General features: G+C 66.7%; 17 protein-coding genes. 8 read left to right on the plus strand and 9 right to left on the minus strand.

The window, feature by feature from the left end; translation table 11 throughout:
- Positions 1-112 precede the first annotated feature (112 nt).
- Positions 113-1543: a LytTR family transcriptional regulator DNA-binding domain-containing protein gene (locus tag ACW17U_RS17390; RefSeq protein WP_492054083.1), complete on the plus strand. Its 1431-nt coding sequence runs from the start codon at positions 113-115 to the stop codon at positions 1541-1543.
- On the opposite strand, the gene ACW17U_RS17395 is transcribed toward ACW17U_RS17390, so the two are convergent.
- Positions 1540-2391 (minus strand): glutamate racemase, encoded by an 852-nt coding sequence (locus ACW17U_RS17395; protein WP_062150835.1) that lies wholly within the window; start codon positions 2389-2391, stop codon positions 1540-1542. The genes ACW17U_RS17390 and ACW17U_RS17395 overlap by 4 nt on opposite strands.
- Before the next feature lie 136 nt (positions 2392-2527).
- On the opposite strand from ACW17U_RS17395, the gene ACW17U_RS17400 reads away from it, so the two are divergent.
- Both ACW17U_RS17400 and ACW17U_RS17405 read left to right on the plus strand, forming a co-directional pair.
- Positions 2528-4654: a M3 family metallopeptidase gene (locus ACW17U_RS17400; protein ID WP_062150832.1), complete on the plus strand. Its 2127-nt coding sequence runs from the start codon at positions 2528-2530 to the stop codon at positions 4652-4654.
- 94 nt (positions 4655-4748) lie between these two features.
- Positions 4749-5723 carry a TraB/GumN family protein gene (locus tag ACW17U_RS17405; protein WP_492054086.1) on the plus strand — a complete coding sequence of 325 codons (975 nt, stop codon included), beginning with the start codon at positions 4749-4751 and terminating at the stop codon, positions 5721-5723.
- Here the strand turns inward: ACW17U_RS17405 and ACW17U_RS17410 are convergent.
- Positions 5720-6940: an aminotransferase-like domain-containing protein gene (locus ACW17U_RS17410; RefSeq protein ID WP_492054088.1), complete on the minus strand. Its 1221-nt coding sequence runs from the start codon at positions 6938-6940 to the stop codon at positions 5720-5722. The two genes, ACW17U_RS17405 and ACW17U_RS17410, sit on opposite strands and share 4 nt — an antisense overlap.
- 258 nt (positions 6941-7198) lie before the next feature.
- Between ACW17U_RS17410 and ACW17U_RS17415 the strand changes: the two genes are divergently transcribed.
- The gene (locus ACW17U_RS17415) at positions 7199-7726 is read left to right on the plus strand and encodes an SRPBCC family protein (protein ID WP_062150823.1); all 528 of its coding nucleotides are present in this window, start codon (positions 7199-7201) and stop codon (positions 7724-7726) included.
- A gap of 75 nt (positions 7727-7801) precedes the next feature.
- Here the strand turns inward: ACW17U_RS17415 and creS are convergent, their stop codons facing one another.
- The 3 genes from creS to ahpC form a co-directional block, all read right to left on the minus strand.
- A complete protein-coding gene (gene creS, locus ACW17U_RS17420) occupies positions 7802-9178 on the minus strand; it encodes a crescentin (RefSeq protein ID WP_062150821.1) in 1377 nt (458 codons plus the stop codon).
- Positions 9179-9388: 210 nt separating this feature from the next.
- Positions 9389-10972, minus strand: a complete 1584-nt coding sequence (gene ahpF / locus ACW17U_RS17425) for an alkyl hydroperoxide reductase subunit F (RefSeq protein WP_492054090.1) — start codon at positions 10970-10972, stop codon at positions 9389-9391.
- 160 nt (positions 10973-11132) lie between these two features.
- Positions 11133-11696 carry an alkyl hydroperoxide reductase subunit C gene (ahpC, locus tag ACW17U_RS17430; RefSeq protein ID WP_062150809.1) on the minus strand — a complete coding sequence of 188 codons (564 nt, stop codon included), beginning with the start codon at positions 11694-11696 and terminating at the stop codon, positions 11133-11135.
- A gap of 125 nt (positions 11697-11821) precedes the next feature.
- Here ahpC and ACW17U_RS17435 point away from each other — a divergent pair, with 125 nt between their 5' ends.
- The 4 genes from ACW17U_RS17435 to ACW17U_RS17450 all read left to right on the plus strand — a co-directional run bounded on the left by ACW17U_RS17435 (position 11822) and on the right by ACW17U_RS17450 (position 14254).
- Complete coding sequence (locus ACW17U_RS17435) at positions 11822-12718, plus strand: hydrogen peroxide-inducible genes activator (RefSeq protein WP_492054092.1); 897 nt, start codon at positions 11822-11824, stop codon at positions 12716-12718.
- A gap of 104 nt (positions 12719-12822) precedes the next feature.
- Entirely contained in the window at positions 12823-13398 is a 576-nt protein-coding gene (locus tag ACW17U_RS17440) for a PadR family transcriptional regulator (protein ID WP_492054094.1), read from the plus strand.
- On the plus strand, positions 13398-13748 hold the full coding sequence (locus tag ACW17U_RS17445) for a DUF2218 domain-containing protein (protein WP_492054096.1): 351 nt from the start codon (positions 13398-13400) through the stop codon (positions 13746-13748). The genes ACW17U_RS17440 and ACW17U_RS17445 overlap by 1 nt, the downstream gene beginning before the upstream one ends.
- 62 nt (positions 13749-13810) lie before the next feature.
- Positions 13811-14254, plus strand: coding sequence for a hypothetical protein (locus tag ACW17U_RS17450; RefSeq protein ID WP_492054098.1), 444 nt, complete (start codon positions 13811-13813; stop codon positions 14252-14254).
- A gap of 46 nt (positions 14255-14300) precedes the next feature.
- On the opposite strand, the gene ACW17U_RS17455 is transcribed toward ACW17U_RS17450, so the two are convergent.
- From ACW17U_RS17455 to ACW17U_RS17470, 4 genes are all read right to left on the minus strand, one after another.
- On the minus strand, positions 14301-15395 hold the full coding sequence (locus tag ACW17U_RS17455; protein WP_492054100.1) for a GNAT family N-acetyltransferase: 1095 nt from the start codon (positions 15393-15395) through the stop codon (positions 14301-14303).
- A 112-nt stretch (positions 15396-15507) separates the two neighbouring features.
- Positions 15508-17646 carry a prolyl oligopeptidase family serine peptidase gene (locus tag ACW17U_RS17460; RefSeq protein ID WP_492054102.1) on the minus strand — a complete coding sequence of 713 codons (2139 nt, stop codon included), beginning with the start codon at positions 17644-17646 and terminating at the stop codon, positions 15508-15510.
- Positions 17647-17650: 4 nt separating this feature from the next.
- Positions 17651-19723: a prolyl oligopeptidase family serine peptidase gene (locus tag ACW17U_RS17465; RefSeq protein ID WP_492054103.1), complete on the minus strand. Its 2073-nt coding sequence runs from the start codon at positions 19721-19723 to the stop codon at positions 17651-17653.
- A 53-nt stretch (positions 19724-19776) separates the two neighbouring features.
- A complete protein-coding gene (locus ACW17U_RS17470; protein ID WP_062150794.1) occupies positions 19777-20565 on the minus strand; it encodes a potassium channel family protein in 789 nt (262 codons plus the stop codon).
- Positions 20566-20604: the final 39 nt, after the last annotated feature.

Consider the following 20604-nt stretch of genomic DNA (forward strand, 5'->3'; position numbering starts at 1 on the left):
GGCGACAGCTGAACCGTTCGGGTCGGGGCCTGCTACGCCGCTTCGGTCAATGGCGCCGCTTGATCGGTGAATGGCGGCGCATCTCGGCGAGCGGCGCCCTAAAAGGGTGAGCATGTGGCGACTCCTGCTCCTCACCCTCTGTCTGACGGGCCTTGCGCCCCTCGCCCAGGCCCAGACCCTGTCATGGCAGGCCTGCCAGGGCGTGGCGGGCCCGAGCGGTCCTGTGCTCAGCGACTGCCGTCCGGTCCAGGGTGTCGTTGACCCCCAGGGCCGGGAGCTGTGGATCCGCGCCACCATCAAGGCCCCCGACGATAGCCGGGCCCGTGCCGTCTATGTGTCAGGTGCCGCCTCGTCGGAGGTCTGGCTCAATAGCCGGCAGCTGGGCTCCAACGGACGTCCCGCCCAAACGGCGCAGGACGAGGTGCCCGGGCGATACCAGGCGATCTTTCCGGTCCGTGAGACGGCCTGGCGACCCGGTGCCAATGACCTCGTGCTGCGCCTGTCGTCCTTCCATGGCGGCTTAAGGTTTGACGGCCCGATGACCGCCTTGGTCGTACGGCCCTATCCCTATCCACAGCGGACCGTGCTCCTGGCGATCACCTTTGTGGCGGCCGGCACGCTGCTGGCGGCGGCGTTCGGTTTCGGGGTCATTCATGCCATGCGCCGCACAGGCTCCAGCCTGGTCCTGGCCGCCATGGCCGGAGTCGCGGCCCTGCAGGCCATCGTCGAAAGCCTGCGGGCCCTGTTCAACTATCCCTATCCCATGCACGCCTGGCGGATGAGCGCCATCTGGGGGCTGGCGGCGGCCTTCGCGGTCCTGCTCGTCAGCTATGTGGCCGCGCGGTACTGGCCCAAGGCCAGCCGACTGATGATCGGTGTGGCCCTGATTGTCATCAGCGCTACCGCCCTGGCACCTGGTTTTGACGTCAAGACGGTGCTGGCCCTGATGACCGGGGTGATCCTGGCTGCCGTGCCGGCTGCGATCGGTGTACGCGACCGTCGTCCGGGCGCGAGACCGACCCTGGCTTATCTGGCGTTCTTCCTGGCCCTGGCCATCGGGTTCCCGCAATGGCTGGCCGATCTGTCCTTTTTCCTGCTCGCCGCCGGTCTGGTCCTGCCCTTGCTGATGGTCGAGGTGGTGCGGCTGGGTCGGGATGACCGGGGCCGCGAAGCCGCCCTGACCGAGGCCGTCAGCCTTCCCGATCGCCTGACCGTAGCCTCGGCGCGCGGAGTCGAACTGGCCCCCCTGGCCGAGATCCTGGCCGTGGTGGGGGCGGACGACTATGTTGAGCTGCGGATGGTCGGGGGGCGCAGCCTGCTGCATGCCGCCCGCCTCGAGGGCCTGCAGTCGCAACTGCCGACCGGCTTCCTGCGCATCCATCGCTCGGTGATCGCCAACCTGGCCCATGTCCAGCGCCTGGAGCGTGACGGCACGCGCTGGAAACTGCATTTCAGCGAGGGTCCGCCCCTGCCCGTCAGCCGCTCGCGGCAGCCTGCCTTGCGGGAAGCCCTGGAGATCTCCTCCATCGCCCGGAGCGTTTAGGCCGCCTCAAACCTCAGCGGGCCACCCCAGAAGCTTTCGACCAGGCCGTTCTGCGGGCCCGGTGCGCCGGTCGTCAGGAACAGGCGCGACCCGCCGGTCCCCGGATCCAGCTCCGGATGACGTTCCAGATAAAGCTCAAGGGCATCGGCCGTGGCGGCCGGCTGCTGGATCAGCGGGGTTCCGGCCGGCAGGGCTGCCCGGAAAATGTCGGCGATGATCTCGTAGTGGGTGCAGCCCAGCACCACCCGGTGTGGGTAGCGACCGATGCGGGTTTTCAGAGCCTCGACATGGGCCTCGACGGCCTTGGCCAGTTCGACCACACCGGCGTCGGCCTCGATCATCGGCACCAGGTCGCCGCAGGGCTGGGAAAACACCGCCAGGTCCTGTTTGCGCTTGTCGATCTCGATCTCGTAGACGCGCGAGCGAGCCGTGGCCGGGGTTGAGAACACGCCCAGCACATCCAGCTGTTCCACCTTGTCGCCGCGGCGCTCGGCCTCGTGCTCCCAGGGCAGGCCGGTGGCTGCCTCGATGGTCGGCACGATGATGCCGAGAATATTGACCGGGCGGCCCAGGGCCTTGCGATAGCCGGGCAGCCAGGTCTGCTGCAGGCGACGCAGGGCGATAGCGCTGGCGGTGTTGCAGGCCAGAACGACCAGATTGGCTCCGCGATCGAACAACCGCTCGCAGCCTGCGCGCGTCAGGTCGACGATCTCCTCGCCGGTCCGACCGCCATAGGGCGCGTTGGCCTGATCAGCCAGATAGGTGAAATCCGCCTGCGGGAGGCGTTGTACGAGGGCGCGGTGGACCGAGAGGCCGCCCACGCCAGAGTCAAAGACGCCGATGGACATGGGGGTGGTTTAGCCTCCGCCGAACGGTTCGTCCACGCCGCCGCAATTCGGTCGCATGAAAGGTTACGGTCCTGTCATGTGACGCCGCCTTCCGGCTGGCCTACGGTCGCGACAACACCTTCACCGGAGATCTTCCGTGCAACGTCGAACCTTTCTCGCCTCAGCGGCCGCCACCGGAGTCGCCGCCACCCTGAATCCGAGCTTCGCCCTGGCCGCAGACGGCAATCCCCTTCTGGCCAAGTGGACCGGCCCCTTCGGCGGCGTCCCGGCCTTTGACAAGGTCAAGGTCGCCGACTTCAAGCCGGCGGCAGAGGTCGCCATGGCCAAGAACCTGGCCGAGATCGACGCCATCGCCGCCAATCCGGCCGCGCCGACCTTTGAAAACACCATCGCCGCCCTAGAAGACAGCGGACGGGCCCTGTCGGACTTCTATTGTTTTTACGGCATCTGGGGCGGCAATCTGAGCACGCCCGAGTTCCAGGTGGTCGAGGAAGAGCTGGACACCAAGCTGGCCAGCCTGGGCGACAAGATCACCCAGAACGCCGCGCTCTTCAAACGCATCGAGGCGGTCTACACCTCGCCGGAAAAGGCGAAGCTGACGCCCGAGCAGCAGCGCGTGCTGTGGATCTACTACACCAATTTCGTGCGGGCCGGGGCCAAGCTCGACGCCGCCGCCAAGGCCCGGGTCGCGGCGATCAACACCGAAATGGCCGGCTATTTCACCAAGTTCAGCCAGAACCTTCTGGCCGACGAGAACACCTATATCGAACTCAGCGAAGCCGACCTGGTCGGCCTGCCGGACTCCTTGAAGGCCAATGCCGCCTCCAGCGCCGCCCAGCGCAAGCTCGAGGGCAAGTTCATCATCGTCAACACCCGCTCCAGCGTTGACCCCTACCTGACCTATTCGCCGGTGCGCGCCACCCGCGAAAAGGTCTGGAAGGCCTTCGTCAATCGCGGCGACAACGGCGGGGCCACCGACAACAACGGCCTGATCGCCAAGATCCTGAAGCTGCGCGTCGAGCGCGCCAGGCTGCTGGGCTACAAGACCCACGCCCACTGGCGCCTGGAAAACGCCATGGCCAAGACGCCGGACAAGGCCATGGCCCTGATGGAGGCGGTGTGGAAGCCGGCCATCGCCCAGGTGGCCATCGATGTGGCGGCCATGCAGGCCATCGTCGACGCTGAAAAGGGCGGCTTCAAGATCGCGCCCTGGGACTATCGCTACTATGCCGAGAAGGTCCGCAAGGCCAAGTACGACCTCGATATGAACGAGGTGAAGCCGTACATGCAGCTGGACAAGCTGCGCGAGGCGATGTTCTGGGCCTCGGGCGAGGTCTATGGCTTCGAGTACAAGAAGGTCGAAGGCCTGCCGGTCTATCACGAGGACATCACCGTCTATGAGGTGACCCGCGCCGGCAAGCATGTGGGCCTGTGGTACTTCGATCCCTATGCCCGGCCTGGCAAGCGCTCGGGCGCGTGGATGAACGCCTACCGGACCCAGGAGCGGTTCCGGGGCGAGATCACCACGATTGTCTCCAACAATTCCAACTTCATCAAGGGTGCGCCGGGCGAGCCGGTGCTGATCTCCTGGGACGACGCCACCACCCTGTTCCACGAGTTTGGCCACGCCATTCATGGCCTCAACGCCAATGCCACCTATCCGTCGGTGTCGGGCACCAATGTCGCCCGCGACTATGTGGAGTTCCCCAGCCAGCTGAACGAGCACTGGCTGCCGACCCCGCAGGTGCTGAGCAAGTTCTGCGTCCACTACAAGACCGGGGAGCCGATCCCCTTGGCCCTGGTGGACAAGATCAAGGCGGCCGACACCTTCAACCAGGGCTTCGACACCACCGAATATCTGGCCAGCGCCCTGATCGACATGAAGCTGCACCTGGCCGGTGACGTCGCCATCGACCCGGACGCCTTCGAGCGCGATGAGCTGACGAAGCTGGGCATGCCCAAGGAGATCGTCATGCGCCATCGCACCCCGCAATTTGGCCACGTCTTCTCCGGCGACGGCTATTCGGCGGGCTACTACAGCTATCTGTGGTCCGACACCCTGACGGCGGATGTCGCCGAGGCCTTCAAGGAGGCCCCTGGCGGCTTCTACGACAAGCCCACCGGCCAGAGGCTGATCGCCACCATCATGTCCAAGGGCAACTCGGTCGATCCGGTCGACCAGTTCAAGGCCTTCCGCGGCCGCGACGTGAAGATCGGGGCCCTGATGCGCAACCGTGGCTTCCCGGTGCCGCCGGGAGCCTAGGCTCCGCACTCAGAGCCCAAAAGCCTGTCATCCCGGAAGCCTCGTAGAGGCTATCCGGGATGACAGGATTGAGTTTTTTGACTGCGAAGGTGACATGGCGTCCGTGAAGTCCACCCTCACCGCGATCGTGTTTTTCGCACTTTCAGCCGTCGCCCACGCCCAGACCGTTGAGCCTGGCCTCGCCCCGGAAGATCCCGGCAGCGCCGTGGTTGAGGAACTTCTGGTCGTGGCCCGGGCACCCGGACCGGCCGTCTGGCTGGTCCAGAAGGGCGAGGCCCGGCTCTATGTGGTCGGCTCCGCCGTGCCCCTGCCCCATCAACTGGCCTGGAAAAGCCCGCGCCTGGAGCGGGCCCTCGACCAGGCCGATCTGCTGCTGATCCCGCCCAAGGCCTCGGTCGGTCCGGGCCAGATCGCGGGCTTCGTTCTGAAGGGCGGCGCCGGTCTGCGTCAGGGCCTGGGCGAAAGGTTGGAGGATGGCTTGCCCCCTGACCTGAAGGCCCGCTTCATTTCGGGCCGCACCCGGGCGAAGAAAGGCGCCGGCGAGTACAAGGGCTGGCAGCCGGCCATCGCCGGTTTCCTGCTGCTGTCGGACTTCCGCCAGGCTGCCGGGCTCTCCGAAGCCAAGCCGGTCAGCACGATCGAGCGGATGGCGAGGGCCCGCAAGGTCCGGATCAAGGCCATGGGCCAGTACCGCATGAGCGCGGTGGTCAGCGCCGCCGGCAAGCTGTCGAAGGACGCCCAGCTGGCCTGTCTGCGCGATGCTCTGGACGAGCTGGAATATGACGGCGGCCGGCCCACCACGATCGGTTCCGACTGGGCGCGGGGCGATCTGGCCAGCGTCCGCGCCCGCTATTCGGCCAGTGCCGCCCAGCGCTGCCTGCTGCGATCACCCGGGGGCGGCAAGCTTCTGGAGCAGCAGATCGGCCAGTCGGCGGGTGCCTTGTCGAGCGCCCTGACCCGTCCGGGCGTTACGGTGGCGGTGGTCGACCTGGCTGTCCTGCTTCCGGCCAATGGCGTGCTGGACCAGCTGAAGGCAACCGGGGCCACGGTGACCTCACCGCCGGACTAGGTCATCCGCCCGATCAGCCGGGCCAGCCGCGCCACGCCGTCCTCGATCTGGTCCGTGTCGGGCAGGGAATAGCTGAGCCTCAGGGCATTGGCGGTTGCGACCTCGGCGAAGAACGGCTCGCCCGGCACGAAGGCGACGCGCTCCTCGGCCAGGGCCCGCTCCAGCACCACCTTGCCGTCCATCCCCTCGGGCAGCGACACCCAGACGAACATGCCGCCCTGGGGCTCCGACCAGGTGACGCCCGCCGGCATATGCCGTTCCAGGGCGGTCAGGATCGTGCGGGCCTTGGTGCCATAGGCCGCCCGCAGCCGGCCCAGATGCTGGTCATAGCCCTCGGCCACGGCCCGATGGGCCACCATCTGGTTGATGGTCGAGACGTGCAGGTCCGCGCCCTGCTTCAGCAGGACCAGTTTTTCGATCACGGCCTGCGGGCCACAGACCCAGCCGATACGCAGGGCCGGTGACAGGGTCTTGGAGAAGGTGCCGCAGAACAGGGTGCGGACCTGCTCGATCCCGCCGGACCGGGCAATGTCCAGGGAAAGCAGGGTCGGCAAGGCCTCGCCGCTGAACCGCAGCTCGCGATAGGCGGCGTCCTCGATCAGGGCCATACCCAGGTCGTCGGCCAGGGTCAGCAGGGTCTCGCGCTCGGCCAGGGTCAGGCTCAGGCCGGTCGGATTGGCAAAATCGGGGACGAAATAGCCCATGGCCCCGATGGCCCGCTCGCGCACCGTGGCGACGAGTCCTTGGGACAGGCCGTTTTCCGGCAGATCCAGATAGTTCGGCTCATAGCCATTGAAGGCCTGCAGCGCGCCCAGATAGGTCGGCCGGGCCACCATCACCGTGTCGCCGCGGGTCAGGAACAGCTTGCCCAGCAGGTCGAGGGCCTGTTGCGAACCGGCGGTCAGCATGATGTTGCCGGCGTTACAGGGCATGCCGTCGCGGGTCATGCGCGCGGCGATCCAGTCGCGCAGCGGCCGATAGCCCTCGCTGACCGAATACTGCAGGGCCTGGGCCGCCTGGGCGGGGTCGGCAAGGATGGCCTCATAGCTTGCCTGGATCGCCTCGGTCGGGAACAGGCCCGGATGAGGGATCCCGCCGGCAAAGGACAGGATGTCGGGCTGGTCCAGCAGCTTCAGCAGTTCGCGGATCTCGCTGGCGCGAACGCGGGCCATGCGGTCGCTGAAACGCGCGGCCCAGTCGGGTGTGGTGATGGTCATCGGTTTGAAGTCCGTAGGTTTCGCTGACGGCCTTGCCGTCCTTGAGCCGCAGGCGCGGCGTCTCGCCCGATCAGGTCAGGAGCGTCATACGGAGCGGAGAAGGTCCTGGGCGCGACGGAGCCCGAAGCCCCGACGACCGCTCTGGGTCGTGTTCATGGCCAAAGCCTAGCGCGATCATTCCGCCAAGGGAACACCTGAAGCTTGACGCTGACCTCGCAGGGCGGGAACGCTGCCCGGCACCAACAAGGGAAGCGTCACATGAAGCTCTGGATTGCCATTGTCGCCCTGGCCCTGTCCGGCACGGCGGCCCGTGCCGAGGTGACGGATGCCACGCCCGGCGGTTTCCAGGTTCGCCACGAGGTCGAGATCGCCGCCCCGGCGGCCCGGGTCTGGGGTGTCCTGGTTCAGCCGGCAAGCTGGTGGGATGGTCGGCACACCTGGTCGGGATCCGCGGCCAATCTGTCCCTGGCGGCCGCCTCGGGCGGCTGTTTCTGCGAAAAACTGCCGGGCGGCGGCTCGGTGCTGCACCTGAGCACCGTCAATGCCGCGCCCAACCAGAAGCTGGTGCTGTTCGGGGCCCTCGGTCCTCTGCAGTCCAGTGGCGCCAGCGGGCATCTGGGCTTTCTGCTGACCGAAGCCGAGGGCAAGACCCGTCTGACCGTCACCTATGATGTCGGCGGCTATATGAAGGGCGGGCTCGACAGGATCGCGGCCCCGGTCGATGGCGTGATCGGCCAGCAGGTTGCGCGGCTGAAACGCCAGGTCGAAAGCGGCAAGCCCGACTGATCCTCAGCGCGCGCCAATACAAAAAAGGGCGGCCACAGGGGCCGCCCTTTTCCGGACTTTGGGGTCGGGGGAAACTCAGCCGGCCTCAGCCAGATCGCCTTCTGTGGCGCCAAGCAGGGCCATCTGCAGACGCGAGCGATCGCGGCGAGCCGCTTCCAGCGCCCCTTCGGCCAGGGCGGCTTCGGAGGTGAGGCGCTCGATCTGGGCCTGCAGCTCGGCGAGCTTGTCCTCGTGCTGGCGGCGCGACGTATCCTGGGCTTCCTGCATGGTCTCGAGCCGGACGCGCAGCTGGTTGGCGCGCTCCTCGGCCCGTTGCAGGGTCTTGTCGTGGGCCACGGCGGCCTTGGCCAGCTGGTCGGCGCGCTCGATCGCGGCGGCCCGGGCGGTGTCGACGCCGGCATGGCGCTGACGCAGGCCCTCGCCCTCGTCTTCCAGGGTGCGGATCCGGTCCAGGGCGCGTTCGAGCGCCACGTTCAGGTCGCCGGCGCGGCGTTCGACGGCCTGCTGCTGGGCGCTGGACTCGGCCAGGCGCTGCGAGATCTGACCGTTCATTTCCTCGAGCTTGTCGGCCCGGCCGGTAGCGGTCTCCAGACGGGTCTGCAGGGCGGAGATCTCGGCGCGACCGGCCTCGACCTGGCTCTCCAGGCCGCGAATGGTGCGGCCCGAGTCCGACTGGTGGACGGCGAGGGCGTTTTCGGCGGCCTGCAAGCGGGCGCGCTCGGCGGCGATCTGGGCCTCCAGATCGGTCTCGATGCGCGACAGGCGGGCGATGTCGATGCCGGACTGGTCGATGCGCTTCTTGAGGGTCGCGACTTCCTCGACCAGCAGGGCGTTTTCCTGGCTGGCGCGGGCCAGGGAGGCCTCGGCCTCACCGCGGCGCGCGTCGATATCCTGGCTCTGGGTGCGCAGGGTGTCGACGTCCTGGACCAGGTGCTCGATGCGGCCGGTGGCGTCGCGCAGGGAGGCATCGAGGTTGCCGACCTTCAGGTCCGACTGCAGCAGGCTGTTGCGCAGGCGGTCGATCTCGAGGGCATTGTCCTCCAGGGCCGAGTCCTGGGCCTGGATGCGGGCGTCGGATTCGCCGAGGGCTGTCTGGGCCGTGGCCAGCCGGGCGGTCAGTTCGCGTTCTTCGGTCTGGGCCTGGGCGACCTGACGCAGGGCCTGTTCATAATTCGCACGCAGGGCGATCAGTTCGGCATGCTCGGCGCGACGGGCTTCGAACTCTTCGGCGACCGGCTGACGGATCTCGGCGAGCAGGGGCTCAATGGCCCTCAGGTGCTCGACGACGCGGCTGATGCTGTCGAGCCCGCCATGGATGGTTTCATAACGGACGCCGATAGCCTGGGTGGATTCGATAAGCCGCTCGGAGAACTCCGGACGGCCGGCGTCTTCCACCAGCATTGCCGGCTTCACCGTCTTCGTGTCCCGCACGTTTTTCGACAGCAGCCTCATGTCGCCCACCTTGTCCCAAGGGGTTGCGGCGTGATAGCCGGCCCGACCCCGAATCCCTTGCTCAGAGGTTAACAAAGTAGTCGAAGGTCAAGTTGTCTGTCGAGGGCGCAGACGTCGCACCTGGACCTGTGATTCGTCTGAAACGCGAAAACCGTCGCCCCGGACACCAGGGCCGGGGCGACGGCTTGCGGTCCCGCCAGGCCTGGAGCGTCAGGCGGCGGCCTGGGTCTCGGCCGTCGGCAGGCGGATCAGGTAGTCAAAGGCCGAGAGCGAGGCCTTGGCCCCCTCGCCCATGGCGATGATGATCTGCTTGTAAGGCGTGGTGGTCGCGTCCCCGGCCCCGAATACCCCGGGGATCGAGGTCTCACCGCGTTGATCCACCTCGATCTCGCCGCGCGGGGTCAGGGCCACGCCGCTGTCCTTCAGCCATTCGGTATTGGGGACGAGGCCGATCTGGACGAAAACTCCGTCGAGATCGAGGCGATGCACCGCCTCGCTGACCCGGTCCTTGTAGCTGAGACCGATGACCTTGCTGCCGTCGCCGTGGATCTCGCTGGTCATGGCCGAGGTGACAATGGCGACATTGGGCAGGCTGGCCAGTTTGCGCTGCAGGACCGCATCGGCACGAAGCTGGTTGTCGAACTCGATCAGGGTCACATGGGCGACGATGCCGGCCAGGTCGATGGCAGCCTCGACGCCACTGTTGCCGCCGCCGATCACCGCCACGCGCTTGCCCTTGTAGAGGGGGCCGTCGCAGTGGGGGCAATAGGCCACGCCGCGGTTCTTGTACTCGGCCTCGCCGGGCACATTGACATTGCGCCAGCGGGCACCGGTCGAGAGGATCACGCTGCGCGACATCAGGCTGGCCCCGTTCTCTAGCTTGACCTCGACCAGGCCGCCCGGGGTGCGGGCCGGCACCAGACCCACAGCCTTCTGCAGGTTCATGATGTCGACCTCATAGTCCTTGACGTGCTGCTCCAGGTCCGAGACCAGCTTGGGACCCTCGGTGTGCGAGACCGAGATGAAATTCTCGATGGCCATGGTGTCCAGCACCTGACCGCCGAAGCGCTCGGTCGCCACGCCCGTGCGGATGCCCTTGCGGGCCGCATAGATCGCCGCTGCGGCACCGGCCGGGCCGCCACCGATCACCAGAACATCGAAGGCGTCCTTGGACCTGATCTTTTCCGCCGCCCGGTCGGCCGCCCCGGTGTCCAGCTTGGTCAGGATCTGTTCGAGATCCATGCGGCCCTGGCCGAAGGGCTGGCCGTTCAGCAGGATGGTCGGCACGGCCATGATCTGGCGCGCCTCGACCTCGGCCTGGAACAGGGCCCCGTCGATGGCGACATGGCTGATGCGGGGGTTCAGGGCGCTCATGGTGTTGAGGGCCTGAACCACGTCCGGGCAGTTCTGGCAGGACTGCGAGAAATAGGTCTCGAAGTGATAGTCGCCGTCCAGGGCCCTGACCTGGTCGAGGAGCTCGGCCTCGAACCGGGGCGGGTGACCGCCGACGTGCAGCAGGGCCAGCACCAGCGAGGTGAACTCATGGCCCAGCGGCAGGCCCGCGAAACGCACCGAGGCATCTCCGGCCGCGCGGGTGATGGCGAAGGACGGCCTGCGGGCGTCGTCACCCGTCAGGTTCAGGCTCACCTTGTCGGAGGTGGAGGCCACATCCTCGAGCAGGGCCTTCATGTCTCTGGAACCCTGGCTGTCGTCCAGCGAGGCGACGAGCGTGATCGGTTGACGCAGGTTCTGCAGATAGGCGGTCAGCTGGGTCTTCAGGCTGTCGTCCAACATGGCGGGCTCCGACTTCAGGGCGCAATTCTCCCGTCGGGAGGATCGCATGGCATTTTCAGGGGGGGGGAGGCACCGCCGCCGGCTGCGTGGAGAGCCGCAGCGGGCGACGGTGCCAGGGGCGCGGACCGGGGGGCGATCCGCGCGGGGGCAGTCTTGAGGTCTAGATCTTGCCGACCAGGTCGAGCGAGGGCTTCAGGGTCTTTTCGCCTTCTTCCCACTTGGCCGGGCAGACTTCGCCCGGGTGTGCGGCGACGTACTGGGCGGCCTTGACCTTGCGCAGCAGCTCGGAGGCGTCACGGCCGATGCCGCCGGCAGTGATCTCGACGATCTGGATCTTGCCGTCCGGGTCGACGACGAAGGTGCCGCGATCCGCCAGGCCGACTTCCTCGATCATGACGTCGAAATTGCGGGTGATCGTGCCGGTCGGGTCGCCGACCATGGTGTAGGCGATCTTGCCGACGGCTTCCGACGAGTCATGCCAGGCCTTGTGGGCGAAGTGGGTGTCGGTCGAGACCGAATAGATCTCCACGCCGAGCTTCTGGAACTCGCCGTAGTTGTCGGCCAGGTCCTCAAGTTCGGTCGGGCAGACGAAGGTGAAGTCGGCCGGATAGAAGAACACGACCGACCACTTGCCCTTCAGGTCGGCGTCGCTGACGGTGACGAACTTGCCGGCCTTGAAGGCCTCGGCGGTGAAGGGTTTGATGGTGGTGTTGATCAAGGACATGGAGTGCTCCCGAAAAAAGGTGAGGCCTGTGTACCGGGCGGCGTTCGATAGGTCCAATCGATTAAATCATTTCTGTGGATAGGCCTGCTCTATGCGAAAGCGCCTGATAGGCCTATAGTCGCGGCATGCTCCCCACCTTGCGCCAACTGCAATATCTCAAGCTCCTGTCGGAACATGGCTCGTTCAGCCGCGCCGCCGAGAGCGCCCATGTCACCCAGCCGACCCTGTCGGCCGGCATCCAGGAACTCGAAAAGATCCTCGGGGCGGCGGTGGTCGACCGGGCCCGGTCGGGCGTGATCCTGACGGCGGCAGGCCAGGAGGCTGTACGGCGTGCCCAGGATATCCTGACCCGCACGGAGGACCTGGTTCAGGCGGCGCGCGGGGCCGGCCTGCCCCTGGCCGGCCGGTTCCGTCTCGGCGTGATCCCGACCGTAGCCCCCTATCTCCTGCCCCGCGCCCTGCCGCTGCTCCGCGACCGCTTCCCCAAGCTGCGGCTGTTCCTGCGCGAGGACCTGACCCAGCGCCTGATCGCCAGCCTGAAGGCGGGGGCCCTGGATGCGGCCCTGATCGCCCTGCCCTACGACATGACCGGCCTGGACTGGGCCCATGTCGAGGATGACGAACTGCTGGCCGCCGCCCCGGCCAATCACCCGATGGCCGCCTCGGTGCGGGTTAATCCCGACAGCCTGGCCGGTGACGACCTAATCCTGCTGGAGGACGGCCACTGCCTGCGCGACCACGCCCTGGCCGCCTGCGGCCTGGAGGCCCCCAAGGGGTTTGGTGATGAGGAGAGTTTTGCCGCCACCTCCCTGCCGACTCTTGTGCAGATGATCGGCTCGGGGCTGGGCATCTCGTTCCTGCCGGCCATGGCGGTCCAGGCCGGCCTGACCGACAAGGCCGCCGTCACCGTCCGCCCCCTGGACCATGCCCATTCCAGCCGCGAGATCGTCGTGGCCTGGCGGGCGGGCTCCACCCGGGCGGCCGAGGGGCGCTTGCTGGCTGAAACCCTGCAGGCGGCCTGACGCGCCTGTAGCGATCATTTCAGATATATCTAAACAGGCTCTTGCGGTCCGACAATTTCGATATATCTATAATTTCGATATAACGAAACAGGATCGAAAACCCTATGTTTGGACGACACCATCATCGCCGCTTTGGCGGTCCCTGCGACGGCCATCACAGCCGTCACCCTTTCGGCTTTCACGGTCATGAGCACGGGCGCGGTCATCGCGGCGGCGGCCGCATGGGCCGGTTCTTTGACCACGGCGACCTGCGCTTCGTGATCCTCAAGCTGATCGCCGAGAAGCCTAGCCACGGCTACGAACTGATCAAGGCCATCGAAAGCGCCGCCGGCGGTGCCTATAGCCCCAGTCCGGGCGTGGTCTATCCGACCCTGACCCTGCTGGAAGAGCTGGGCTACATCACGGTCAGCGAGGCCGGGGGCGGCAAGAAGCTGCACACCATCACCCCGGAGGGCGAAGCCTTCCTTCAGGCCAATGCCCAGCCGGTCAAAAGCCTGTTCGAGCGGATGGCCGAGGCCGCGGCCCGCAGCGCCGCCTTCTCGCCGCAGATCTTGCGGGCCCGGGAAAACCTCAAGACGGCCCTGCGCTTGAAACTGACCGCAGGCCAACTGTCGGCCGAGCAGGTTCAGCAGATCGCCCGGGCCCTGGACGAGGCGGCCGGCGTCATCGAGCGCGTCTGATGGAGACCCTCCTGCAGAGCCATGCCCGCCTGACCACCGACAAGGCGGCCCGCTACATGACCCAGCTGGCCAGGCACTGGGGCCACAGGTCCGTGGTCACCTTTGACGAGACCACCGCCCGCATTCCCCTGCCGTCCGGCGACTGCCGGATGGTGGCGGACGAGACCGGGCGCGACATCACGGTCGAGACCTCGGGGCGCGAAGGCCTGGCGCGACTGGAGGAGGTGGTCGCCGATCATCTGCTGCGTTTCGCCTTCCGCGAAGATGTCGAAACCCTGGGCTGGACCCGTGCGCGGGAGGCCGGGCGGATCGATCCGCAGCGCGTGCGGCTGGGGCAGGGCCAGGGCTGAGACCGCTCATCTAAGGTTCATCTCACCTTGGCTTTAAGGGCGGAAACCTTGTGGAGACCGCCATGAAAACCCTGATCGCCGCCCTGGTCGCGAGCCTTTCCCTTGTCGGCGCGCCGGCCGTGGCCGCGCCACAGGCCTCCGTCCGGACCGTCACGGTCGACTCTGGTTTCCAATGGGGTTCGGGGCCATCCAACGACTTTGCGACCACCCTGACCGACGCCGTCAACGACCATCTGGCCGAGTGTGCGGTGGGTAAGGACCTGCGGCTGGATCTCAAGGTCGAGCGGTTGCAGCTGCGGCGACCGGAAGCGCCCAGCCTGAACCCGATCAATCGGCTGGTCGTCCGCGTCAAGATCCGCGAGGCCAGGAGCAAGACCCTGGTCGAGCAGCAGAAGATCAAGGTGGAAGCCGAAGACAATGGCGGGCGGCTGATGGAGCTGGATCCCGAACGGGTGCTGTCCGAAGCCACCGGCGATGCGATCTGCCGGACCTTCTTTGCCGGCTAGAGCCTTTTCCGACCTGATGGCTTCATCAGGGTCGGACAAAAGGGCGCTAGTGCAGCCCGCGCAACAGGTCCAGCCGGCGCATGGCCTTGCCGGGCAGTTGCGACATCCGGCCCAGGGGCAGGGCCTCGGCCATCTGGCGCACGCCATAGGCGGCGCTGCGCACAAAGGCGGCCGGGGAGGGCGAGCCATAGAAGCCGAACACCACGGTCTGGCGGGCATTGGACAGTTCGCGCTTGAACCGGTAGTCGCCGGCCCCGAGGTCGAGCCGGACATAGGGCCCGCCGTCCATGCTCTTCAGGATGTCCTGGAACAGCATCAGGCCGGGTGAATAGCGCTCGAAGGCGGCATTGTGGGCGATCAGCCAGCCGTGAATGGTGTGGCTGCCGCGCAGGTGCAGATGGACGGCGGCCAGTTCGCCGCCGAGGTGCAGGCTGTAGAGACCGCCCCCGAAGTCCGGATCGCGGGTCGAAAACAGCGCGTCGACCAGGGCCACGACCCAGGGCGTGCGGAAATAGTCGGTCTGGCCGGTGGCGACCAGTTGAGCCCGCTTCCAGGCGATCAACTGCTCGAAATCGGCGCGGTTGTTCGACAGGGCCGTAAAGACCGCCGGTCCGACCTCGCGCTCGGCCTTGCGGCGCTTCTTGTCGATGTCCTTGAGTACGCCCGAGCCCGCAGCGCGTCGGCCGGCCTCATAGGCGGCATAGCCGTCCGGCGCCTCGACGATCCAGGAATCGGCCTGACCGCGCCCGTGGCGGGCCAGGGTCTCGTCATCGGCCTGCATGTGACAGAAGTCGAGGCGGTGGACATGCAGGGCGGCCAGCAATTGGCGGGGGTCGATCGCGACACCCGGGGCCGCGACCAGGGCCTGATAGTCGCACATCGGCGCGCCGACCGGCATGCCGACATCGGACCGGACCCGGGACGGCAGGAAGCCGATTGCCTGACCCGTGTCGTCGCGCAGGATGGCGACCTTGACGTCACTGGCCTTCTTGCCGGTCGCATCGAGCGCCCGGGCCACGGCCTGGGTCCAGCGCGGAGACAGGAAGGGCGAGTCCAGGCGCAGGGGCCCCACCTGCAGGCTCGACCAGCGGGCGATGTCTGCGGGGCTCAGATCAAGGGCGGAGACGACGTCGATCTTCAAGGCCTAGGGGCTCGGGGTGACTTGCGACCGGTGTGGTCAGCCGCAAGTCTGGCCCAGATAGATTTCCCTAGTGTTGACGAAACCCCGTTTCGGGTAAATCGACTTTATCCAATCAATCCATGAGCTTGCGCGACAGATAGACATATTCGAGGGCCTGGCGCCGGGCGGTCTCGGCCAGGTTGGCGCTGGCCGCGTGACCACCGTCGATATTCTCGTAATAGAGGACCGGATAGCCGAGCTCTTCGAGACGCGCCGCCGCCTTGCGGGCGTGGGCGGGATGGACGCGGTCGTCCTTGGTCGAGGTCTCGATGAAGACCTCGGGATATTTCTGGCCGGCCCTGAGGTTGGAATAGGGGTCATACTTGGCGATGACCGCCCGCTCGGACGGTATGGCCGGATCGCCATACTCGCCTACCCACGAGGCCCCGGCCCCGATCTGGCTGTAGCGGATCATGTCGAACAGCGGCACCTGCACGACGATGGCATTGTAGAGCTCGGGGCGCTGGGTCAGGGCTACGCCCATCAGCAGGCCACCATTGCTGCCGCCCATGATTCCCAGCCGCCGGGGCGAGGTAATCTTGCGGGTGATCAGGTCCTGGCTGACCGCGAAGAAGTCGTCATAGACCTTCTGGCGGTTTTCCTTCAGCCCGGCCGCATGCCAGGCCGGGCCGAACTCGCCGCCGCCACGGATATTGGCCACCACATAGGTGCCGCCGCGCTCCAGCCACAGCTTGCCCATCACGCCCGAATAGGCCGGGGTCATCGAGGCCTGGAAGCCGCCATAGGCATAGAGCAGGGTCGGGCTGGTGCCGTCAGCCTTGGCGGCCCGGGGGCGCACGACGAAATAGGGGATCTTGGTCCCGTCCGTGCTGGTGGCCTCGAACTGCTCGACCACATGGCTTGAGGCGTCAAAGCGCGCCGGCGAGGCCTTGACCTGTTCCAGTTTCAGGCTTCCGGCATCGGCCAGCCAGAAGGTCGAGGGCGTCAGGTAGCCGGTGACGGTGACGAACAGGCGCTCGTCCTTTTCGGCGCTGGACCCCAGGCCGATCGAGGCATTGGCCGGCAGGGCGAGGTTCTGCGCGCTCCAGCCCCTGGCCCCGTGGGTCAGGACCTGGGCCACGCCCCGGACATTGTCCAGCAGGGCCACGACCAGTTTGGTGCGGGTGGTGGTGACCTGCTCCACCGACTGGCGGGCGGTCGGGCGCAGCACCAGCATGGCCTTGGTGGTGGCCGGGGCAGCTTTCAGGGCGGCGAGGTCGAAACTGATCAGGTCGCCGGTCCTGAAGCCCTTTTCGGCCCAGTCCTGCTCCAGCAGTACGACCATCTGTCCGGCGACGAAGGCCTGGATCGAGCTTTTCAGGGGCAGGTCCAGCTTGACCGAACCCTTGTCGGTCAACAGGTGCTTTTCGCTCTCGAAGAAGGTCACGCCGCGATAGGCGATCACCGCCTGGGTGACACCGTCGGCGTCGCGCAGAACGAAGGGGCTGACCGACACGTCGGTCTCGGTGCCGCGATAGACCTCCTGGGCCGCCGACAGCGGCTGGCCGCGCTTCACGGTCTTCAGCACATAGGCATAGCCCGACTTGGTGACCTGGCCCGGTTCCCACTCGCGGGCGACCAGCAGGGTGTCCTTATCCAGCCAGCTATAGTTCTGCTTGCCCTCGGGCAGGTCGAAACCGCCGGCCACGAAGCTCCGGGTCGCGGTATCGAACTCGCGAACCGTGACCGCGTCCTTGCCGCCGTTCGACAGGGTGATCAGGCAGCGGGTCTCTTCCGGCGGCAGGCAGCTCGCGCCCTTATAGACCCAGTTGGCGTTCTCGGACTTCGACAGGGCGTCGATGTCGAGGATGGTCTCCCAGACGGGTTCGGCGGTGCGGTAGCTCTCGAGGGTCGTCTGACGCCACAGGCCGCGCACGTGGCTGGCGTCCTGCCAGAAATTGCGCAGAGAGCCGTCGCCGCCGAACGAGACACCGGGGACGCGGTCCTTGGCATTGAGGATGGCCAGGGCCTGGGACTCCAGCGTCGCATAGCGGGCATCGCCCTGCAGGACCGGCAGGGTCTTGCCGTTCCGGGCCTTGGCCCAGTCCATCGCCCGGGTTCCCTCGATCTCCTCCATCCACAGATAGGGATCATCCTTGCCCAGCTCCGACAGGGGCGTGCGGATCTCGGCCTTGGCCGGAGCGGGTTCGGCAGCGTGGGAGGCGGTCATCAGGCTCGTGGAGGCGAGGAGGGCAAGGACAAGGCTGCGCATAGAACTAGTGGTCCATCAGCTGACGCGACAGGTAGGTATAGTGAAGGGCCCAGCGGCGGGCATTGGACTTGGGGTCCGCGCCATTGGCGTGGCCGCCGTCGGTGTTTTCGAAATAGAGGTGGTCGACCTTCAGGTCGTCCAGCCTCGCGGCGAACTTGCGGGCGTGGCCGGGATGGACGCGGTCGTCCTTGGTCGAGGTGGTGATATAGGCCAGCGGGTATTTCACCCCGGGCTTGAGGTTCTGATAGGGCGAATAGGCCTCGATCCAGGTCCGTTCGGCCGGGATGGCCGGGTCGCCATATTCGCCAATCCACGAGGCGCCGGCCGGCAGCACGGTGTAGCGGATCATGTCCAGCAGCGGGCTTTCGACCACCACGGCATTCCACAGATCCGGTCTCTGGGTCAGGGCCACGCCCATCAGCAGGCCGCCGTTCGAGCGGCCATAGGCCCCCAGATGGCGCGGCGAGGTGATCTTTTTGGCGATCATGTCCTCGGCCACGGCGTAATAGTCATCGAAGGCGCGCTGGCGGTTGGCCTTCAGGGCCGCGTCGTGCCAGGCGGGCCCGAACTCGCCGCCGCCGCGGATATTGGCGACTGCATAGCTGCCGCCCTTTTCCAGCCACAGCTTGCCGATCAGCGGGTCATAGACTGGCAGTTTCGACAGGTTGAAGCCGCCATAGGCGTGCAGCAGGGTCGGGTTGGAGCCGTTGTGCTTGTGGCCCTTGGGATGGATCAGGAAATAGGGGACCTTGGTCCCGTCCTTGCTGGTCGCCACCTTCTGCTCGACCTCGAGATTGCCGCCCTCGAACTGGGCCGGCAGGGCCTTGACGGTTTCGGAGGCGCCGCTGACCGCATCGGCCAGTTTAAGCTGGGTCGGGGTCGTGAAGCCCTCGACGCTGTAGAAGATCTGGTCGCCCTCGTCGGAATGCGAGCCGAGCGAGACCGAGGCATTGGGCAGGCCGGGCAGGGTGGACTTGGTCCAGGTCGCGCCTGCCGGTTTGAAGGTGAAGACCCCGCCGCGCACATTGTCATAGATCGCGGCCACCACCGTGCGATCCGTGACGGTCACCTGGTCCACCGCCTGCACGCTCGAAGGGGCAAAGATCAGGCTGGTGGCCAGGCCCGCGTCCGGTGTCACGGCAATGATCGAACCGGCCTTGGCGCCCAGACCGTCCTCATTGAGTTCGACGATCAGCCGGCCGTTCAGCAGGCCGGCGATACCGGCCCTCTGCGGGATGGCCAGGGGCACGACCTTGCCGTCTGTCCAGACATTGCGTTCGGTGTGGAAGAAGTCGGTGGCCCGGTCGATCAGAACCACCCGGTTGCCAGCCGCGTCGCGCAGCACATTGGGCCGGGCCGAGACGTCGCCCTTCTGGCCGCGGAACACCTCGACGGCGTCGCTCAGGGCCTGACCGCGCTTGAGGGTCTTGATGACCATGCCGTAGCCGCTGTCGGTGGTGGTGCCGGGGCCCCAGTCGCGGGTCAGGATCAGGGTGTCGGCATCCAGCCACTCGACGTTCTGCTTGCCTTCGGGCAACCGGAAGCCCCCTTCCACGAAGGTCCTGGTCGTCAGGTCGAACTCGCGGACCTCAACCGCGTCCTTGCCGCCGTTGGACAGGTTGATCAGGCAGCGATCGTGGGTCTTTGGACGGCAGTCGGCTCCCTTCCAGATCCAGTTCTTGCCCTCGACCTTGGCCAGGGCGTCCAGATCCAGCACCGTCTCCCAGACCGGCGAAACGGTCTTGTAGGAAGCCAGGCTCGTGCGCCGCCAGATGCCGCGCACATGGGTCGCGTCCTGCCAGAAATTGAAGACGCTGGTCCCGATGAAGTTGGGCGCGGCGATGCGGTCCCTCGCCGACAGGATGGTCAGGGCCTCAGCCTGCAGGCCGGCAAAGCGCGGATCGCCCGACAGGATCGGCAGGGTCTTGTCGTTTTCCCGGTTCACCCAGGCCAGGGAGTCAGGGCTTTCCACCGCCTCCAGGGCCAGATGCGGGTCGCTGTCCTGGGCCAGGGCGGCGCCGTGGGAGAGCAGGGTCAGGGCCAGGGCCCCGGCGGAACAGGTGCGAAGCAGGGTCATGGCGCGGGACGGTATCGAAAAATCTGACCCGCGCCAGAGCTACTGTCGGAGGATTAGACCCCGTCGTCGGGAATGTTCAGCATTTTGCCGCAGGCCTTGCAGTGGACGGCGTCGGGATCGTGCCGACGAAGGCCGCAATCGTGGCACTGATAGGTCACCTTGTGAGGCCGCAGGATCGACTGGATCAGGCTTATGAACAGCGACACCCCGCCCAGCATGGTCGCGATCGACAGCAGCTTGCCCCAAACCCCCGGCAGGGTGATGTCGCCATAGCCTGTGGTGGTCAGGCTGGTGACCGTGAAATAGAGGGCGTCGACATAGCCGGTCACGCCGTCATGCCGCCCTGCGAAGCTGGAATAGACAAAGCCTGTGATCACGAAGACGAAGGTCAGCAAGGACGAGGCGGCCTTGGCGATCTCCTCGACGCGGGTGTTGTCGTAACGCCGGCCCACGGTGTGCCAGAAGAACTCGCTGTGGATCAGGGTCCACAGTCGCACCACCCGCAGGAACCCCAGGTTCAGCAGCCAGGTCGGGAACAACAGGGTGGCCAGAACGAACAGATCCACCCAGACAATGGGCTTTTTCAGCCAGGCCCGGATGTCGCCATGGGCGATGGCACGGGCAGACATGTCCAGGGCCAGGAAGGTCGCGGCCGCATAGTCCGCGAGATAGAAGGCCAGGCCGTGATTGCGGATCGTCGGGGCGGCGATGAAAAAGGCGATGACGAGCAGGTCGACGCCGATCACCGCATAGCGGAACCGCACGGCGGTCGGCGAGGCCCCGTGATAGAGGGCGCGCAGACGGGCGCGCAGGCGGAGGCCCTGTTGGTCCCTGTTGCTCAAAAGGCGTCCTTCCTGGTCGCGGACTGGGGGTCAAATGAG

It is taken from the genome of Caulobacter sp. AVps16 (assembly GCF_058681455.1).

Excerpts from the sequence above, each read along its gene's own strand:
- ahpC (WP_062150809.1), bottom strand. The coding sequence starts at position 11,696 with ATGTCCTTGATCAACACCACCATCAAACCCTTCACCGCCGAGGCCTTC.
- ACW17U_RS17435 (WP_492054092.1), top strand. The coding sequence starts at position 11,822 with ATGCTCCCCACCTTGCGCCAACTGCAATATCTCAAGCTCCTGTCGGAA.
- ACW17U_RS17405 (WP_492054086.1), top strand. The coding sequence starts at position 4,749 with ATGGCGTCCGTGAAGTCCACCCTCACCGCGATCGTGTTTTTCGCACTT.
- ACW17U_RS17415 (WP_062150823.1), top strand. The coding sequence starts at position 7,199 with ATGAAGCTCTGGATTGCCATTGTCGCCCTGGCCCTGTCCGGCACGGCG.
- ACW17U_RS17465 (WP_492054103.1), bottom strand. The coding sequence starts at position 19,723 with ATGACCCTGCTTCGCACCTGTTCCGCCGGGGCCCTGGCCCTGACCCTG.
- ACW17U_RS17390 (WP_492054083.1), top strand. The coding sequence starts at position 113 with ATGTGGCGACTCCTGCTCCTCACCCTCTGTCTGACGGGCCTTGCGCCC.
- ACW17U_RS17450 (WP_492054098.1), top strand. The coding sequence starts at position 13,811 with ATGAAAACCCTGATCGCCGCCCTGGTCGCGAGCCTTTCCCTTGTCGGC.
- ahpF (WP_492054090.1), bottom strand. The coding sequence starts at position 10,972 with ATGTTGGACGACAGCCTGAAGACCCAGCTGACCGCCTATCTGCAGAAC.
- ACW17U_RS17440 (WP_492054094.1), top strand. The coding sequence starts at position 12,823 with ATGTTTGGACGACACCATCATCGCCGCTTTGGCGGTCCCTGCGACGGC.
- ACW17U_RS17395 (WP_062150835.1), bottom strand. The coding sequence starts at position 2,391 with ATGTCCATCGGCGTCTTTGACTCTGGCGTGGGCGGCCTCTCGGTCCAC.
- ACW17U_RS17460 (WP_492054102.1), bottom strand. The coding sequence starts at position 17,646 with ATGCGCAGCCTTGTCCTTGCCCTCCTCGCCTCCACGAGCCTGATGACC.
- ACW17U_RS17445 (WP_492054096.1), top strand. The coding sequence starts at position 13,398 with ATGGAGACCCTCCTGCAGAGCCATGCCCGCCTGACCACCGACAAGGCG.
- creS (WP_062150821.1), bottom strand. The coding sequence starts at position 9,178 with ATGAGGCTGCTGTCGAAAAACGTGCGGGACACGAAGACGGTGAAGCCG.
- ACW17U_RS17410 (WP_492054088.1), bottom strand. The coding sequence starts at position 6,940 with ATGACCATCACCACACCCGACTGGGCCGCGCGTTTCAGCGACCGCATG.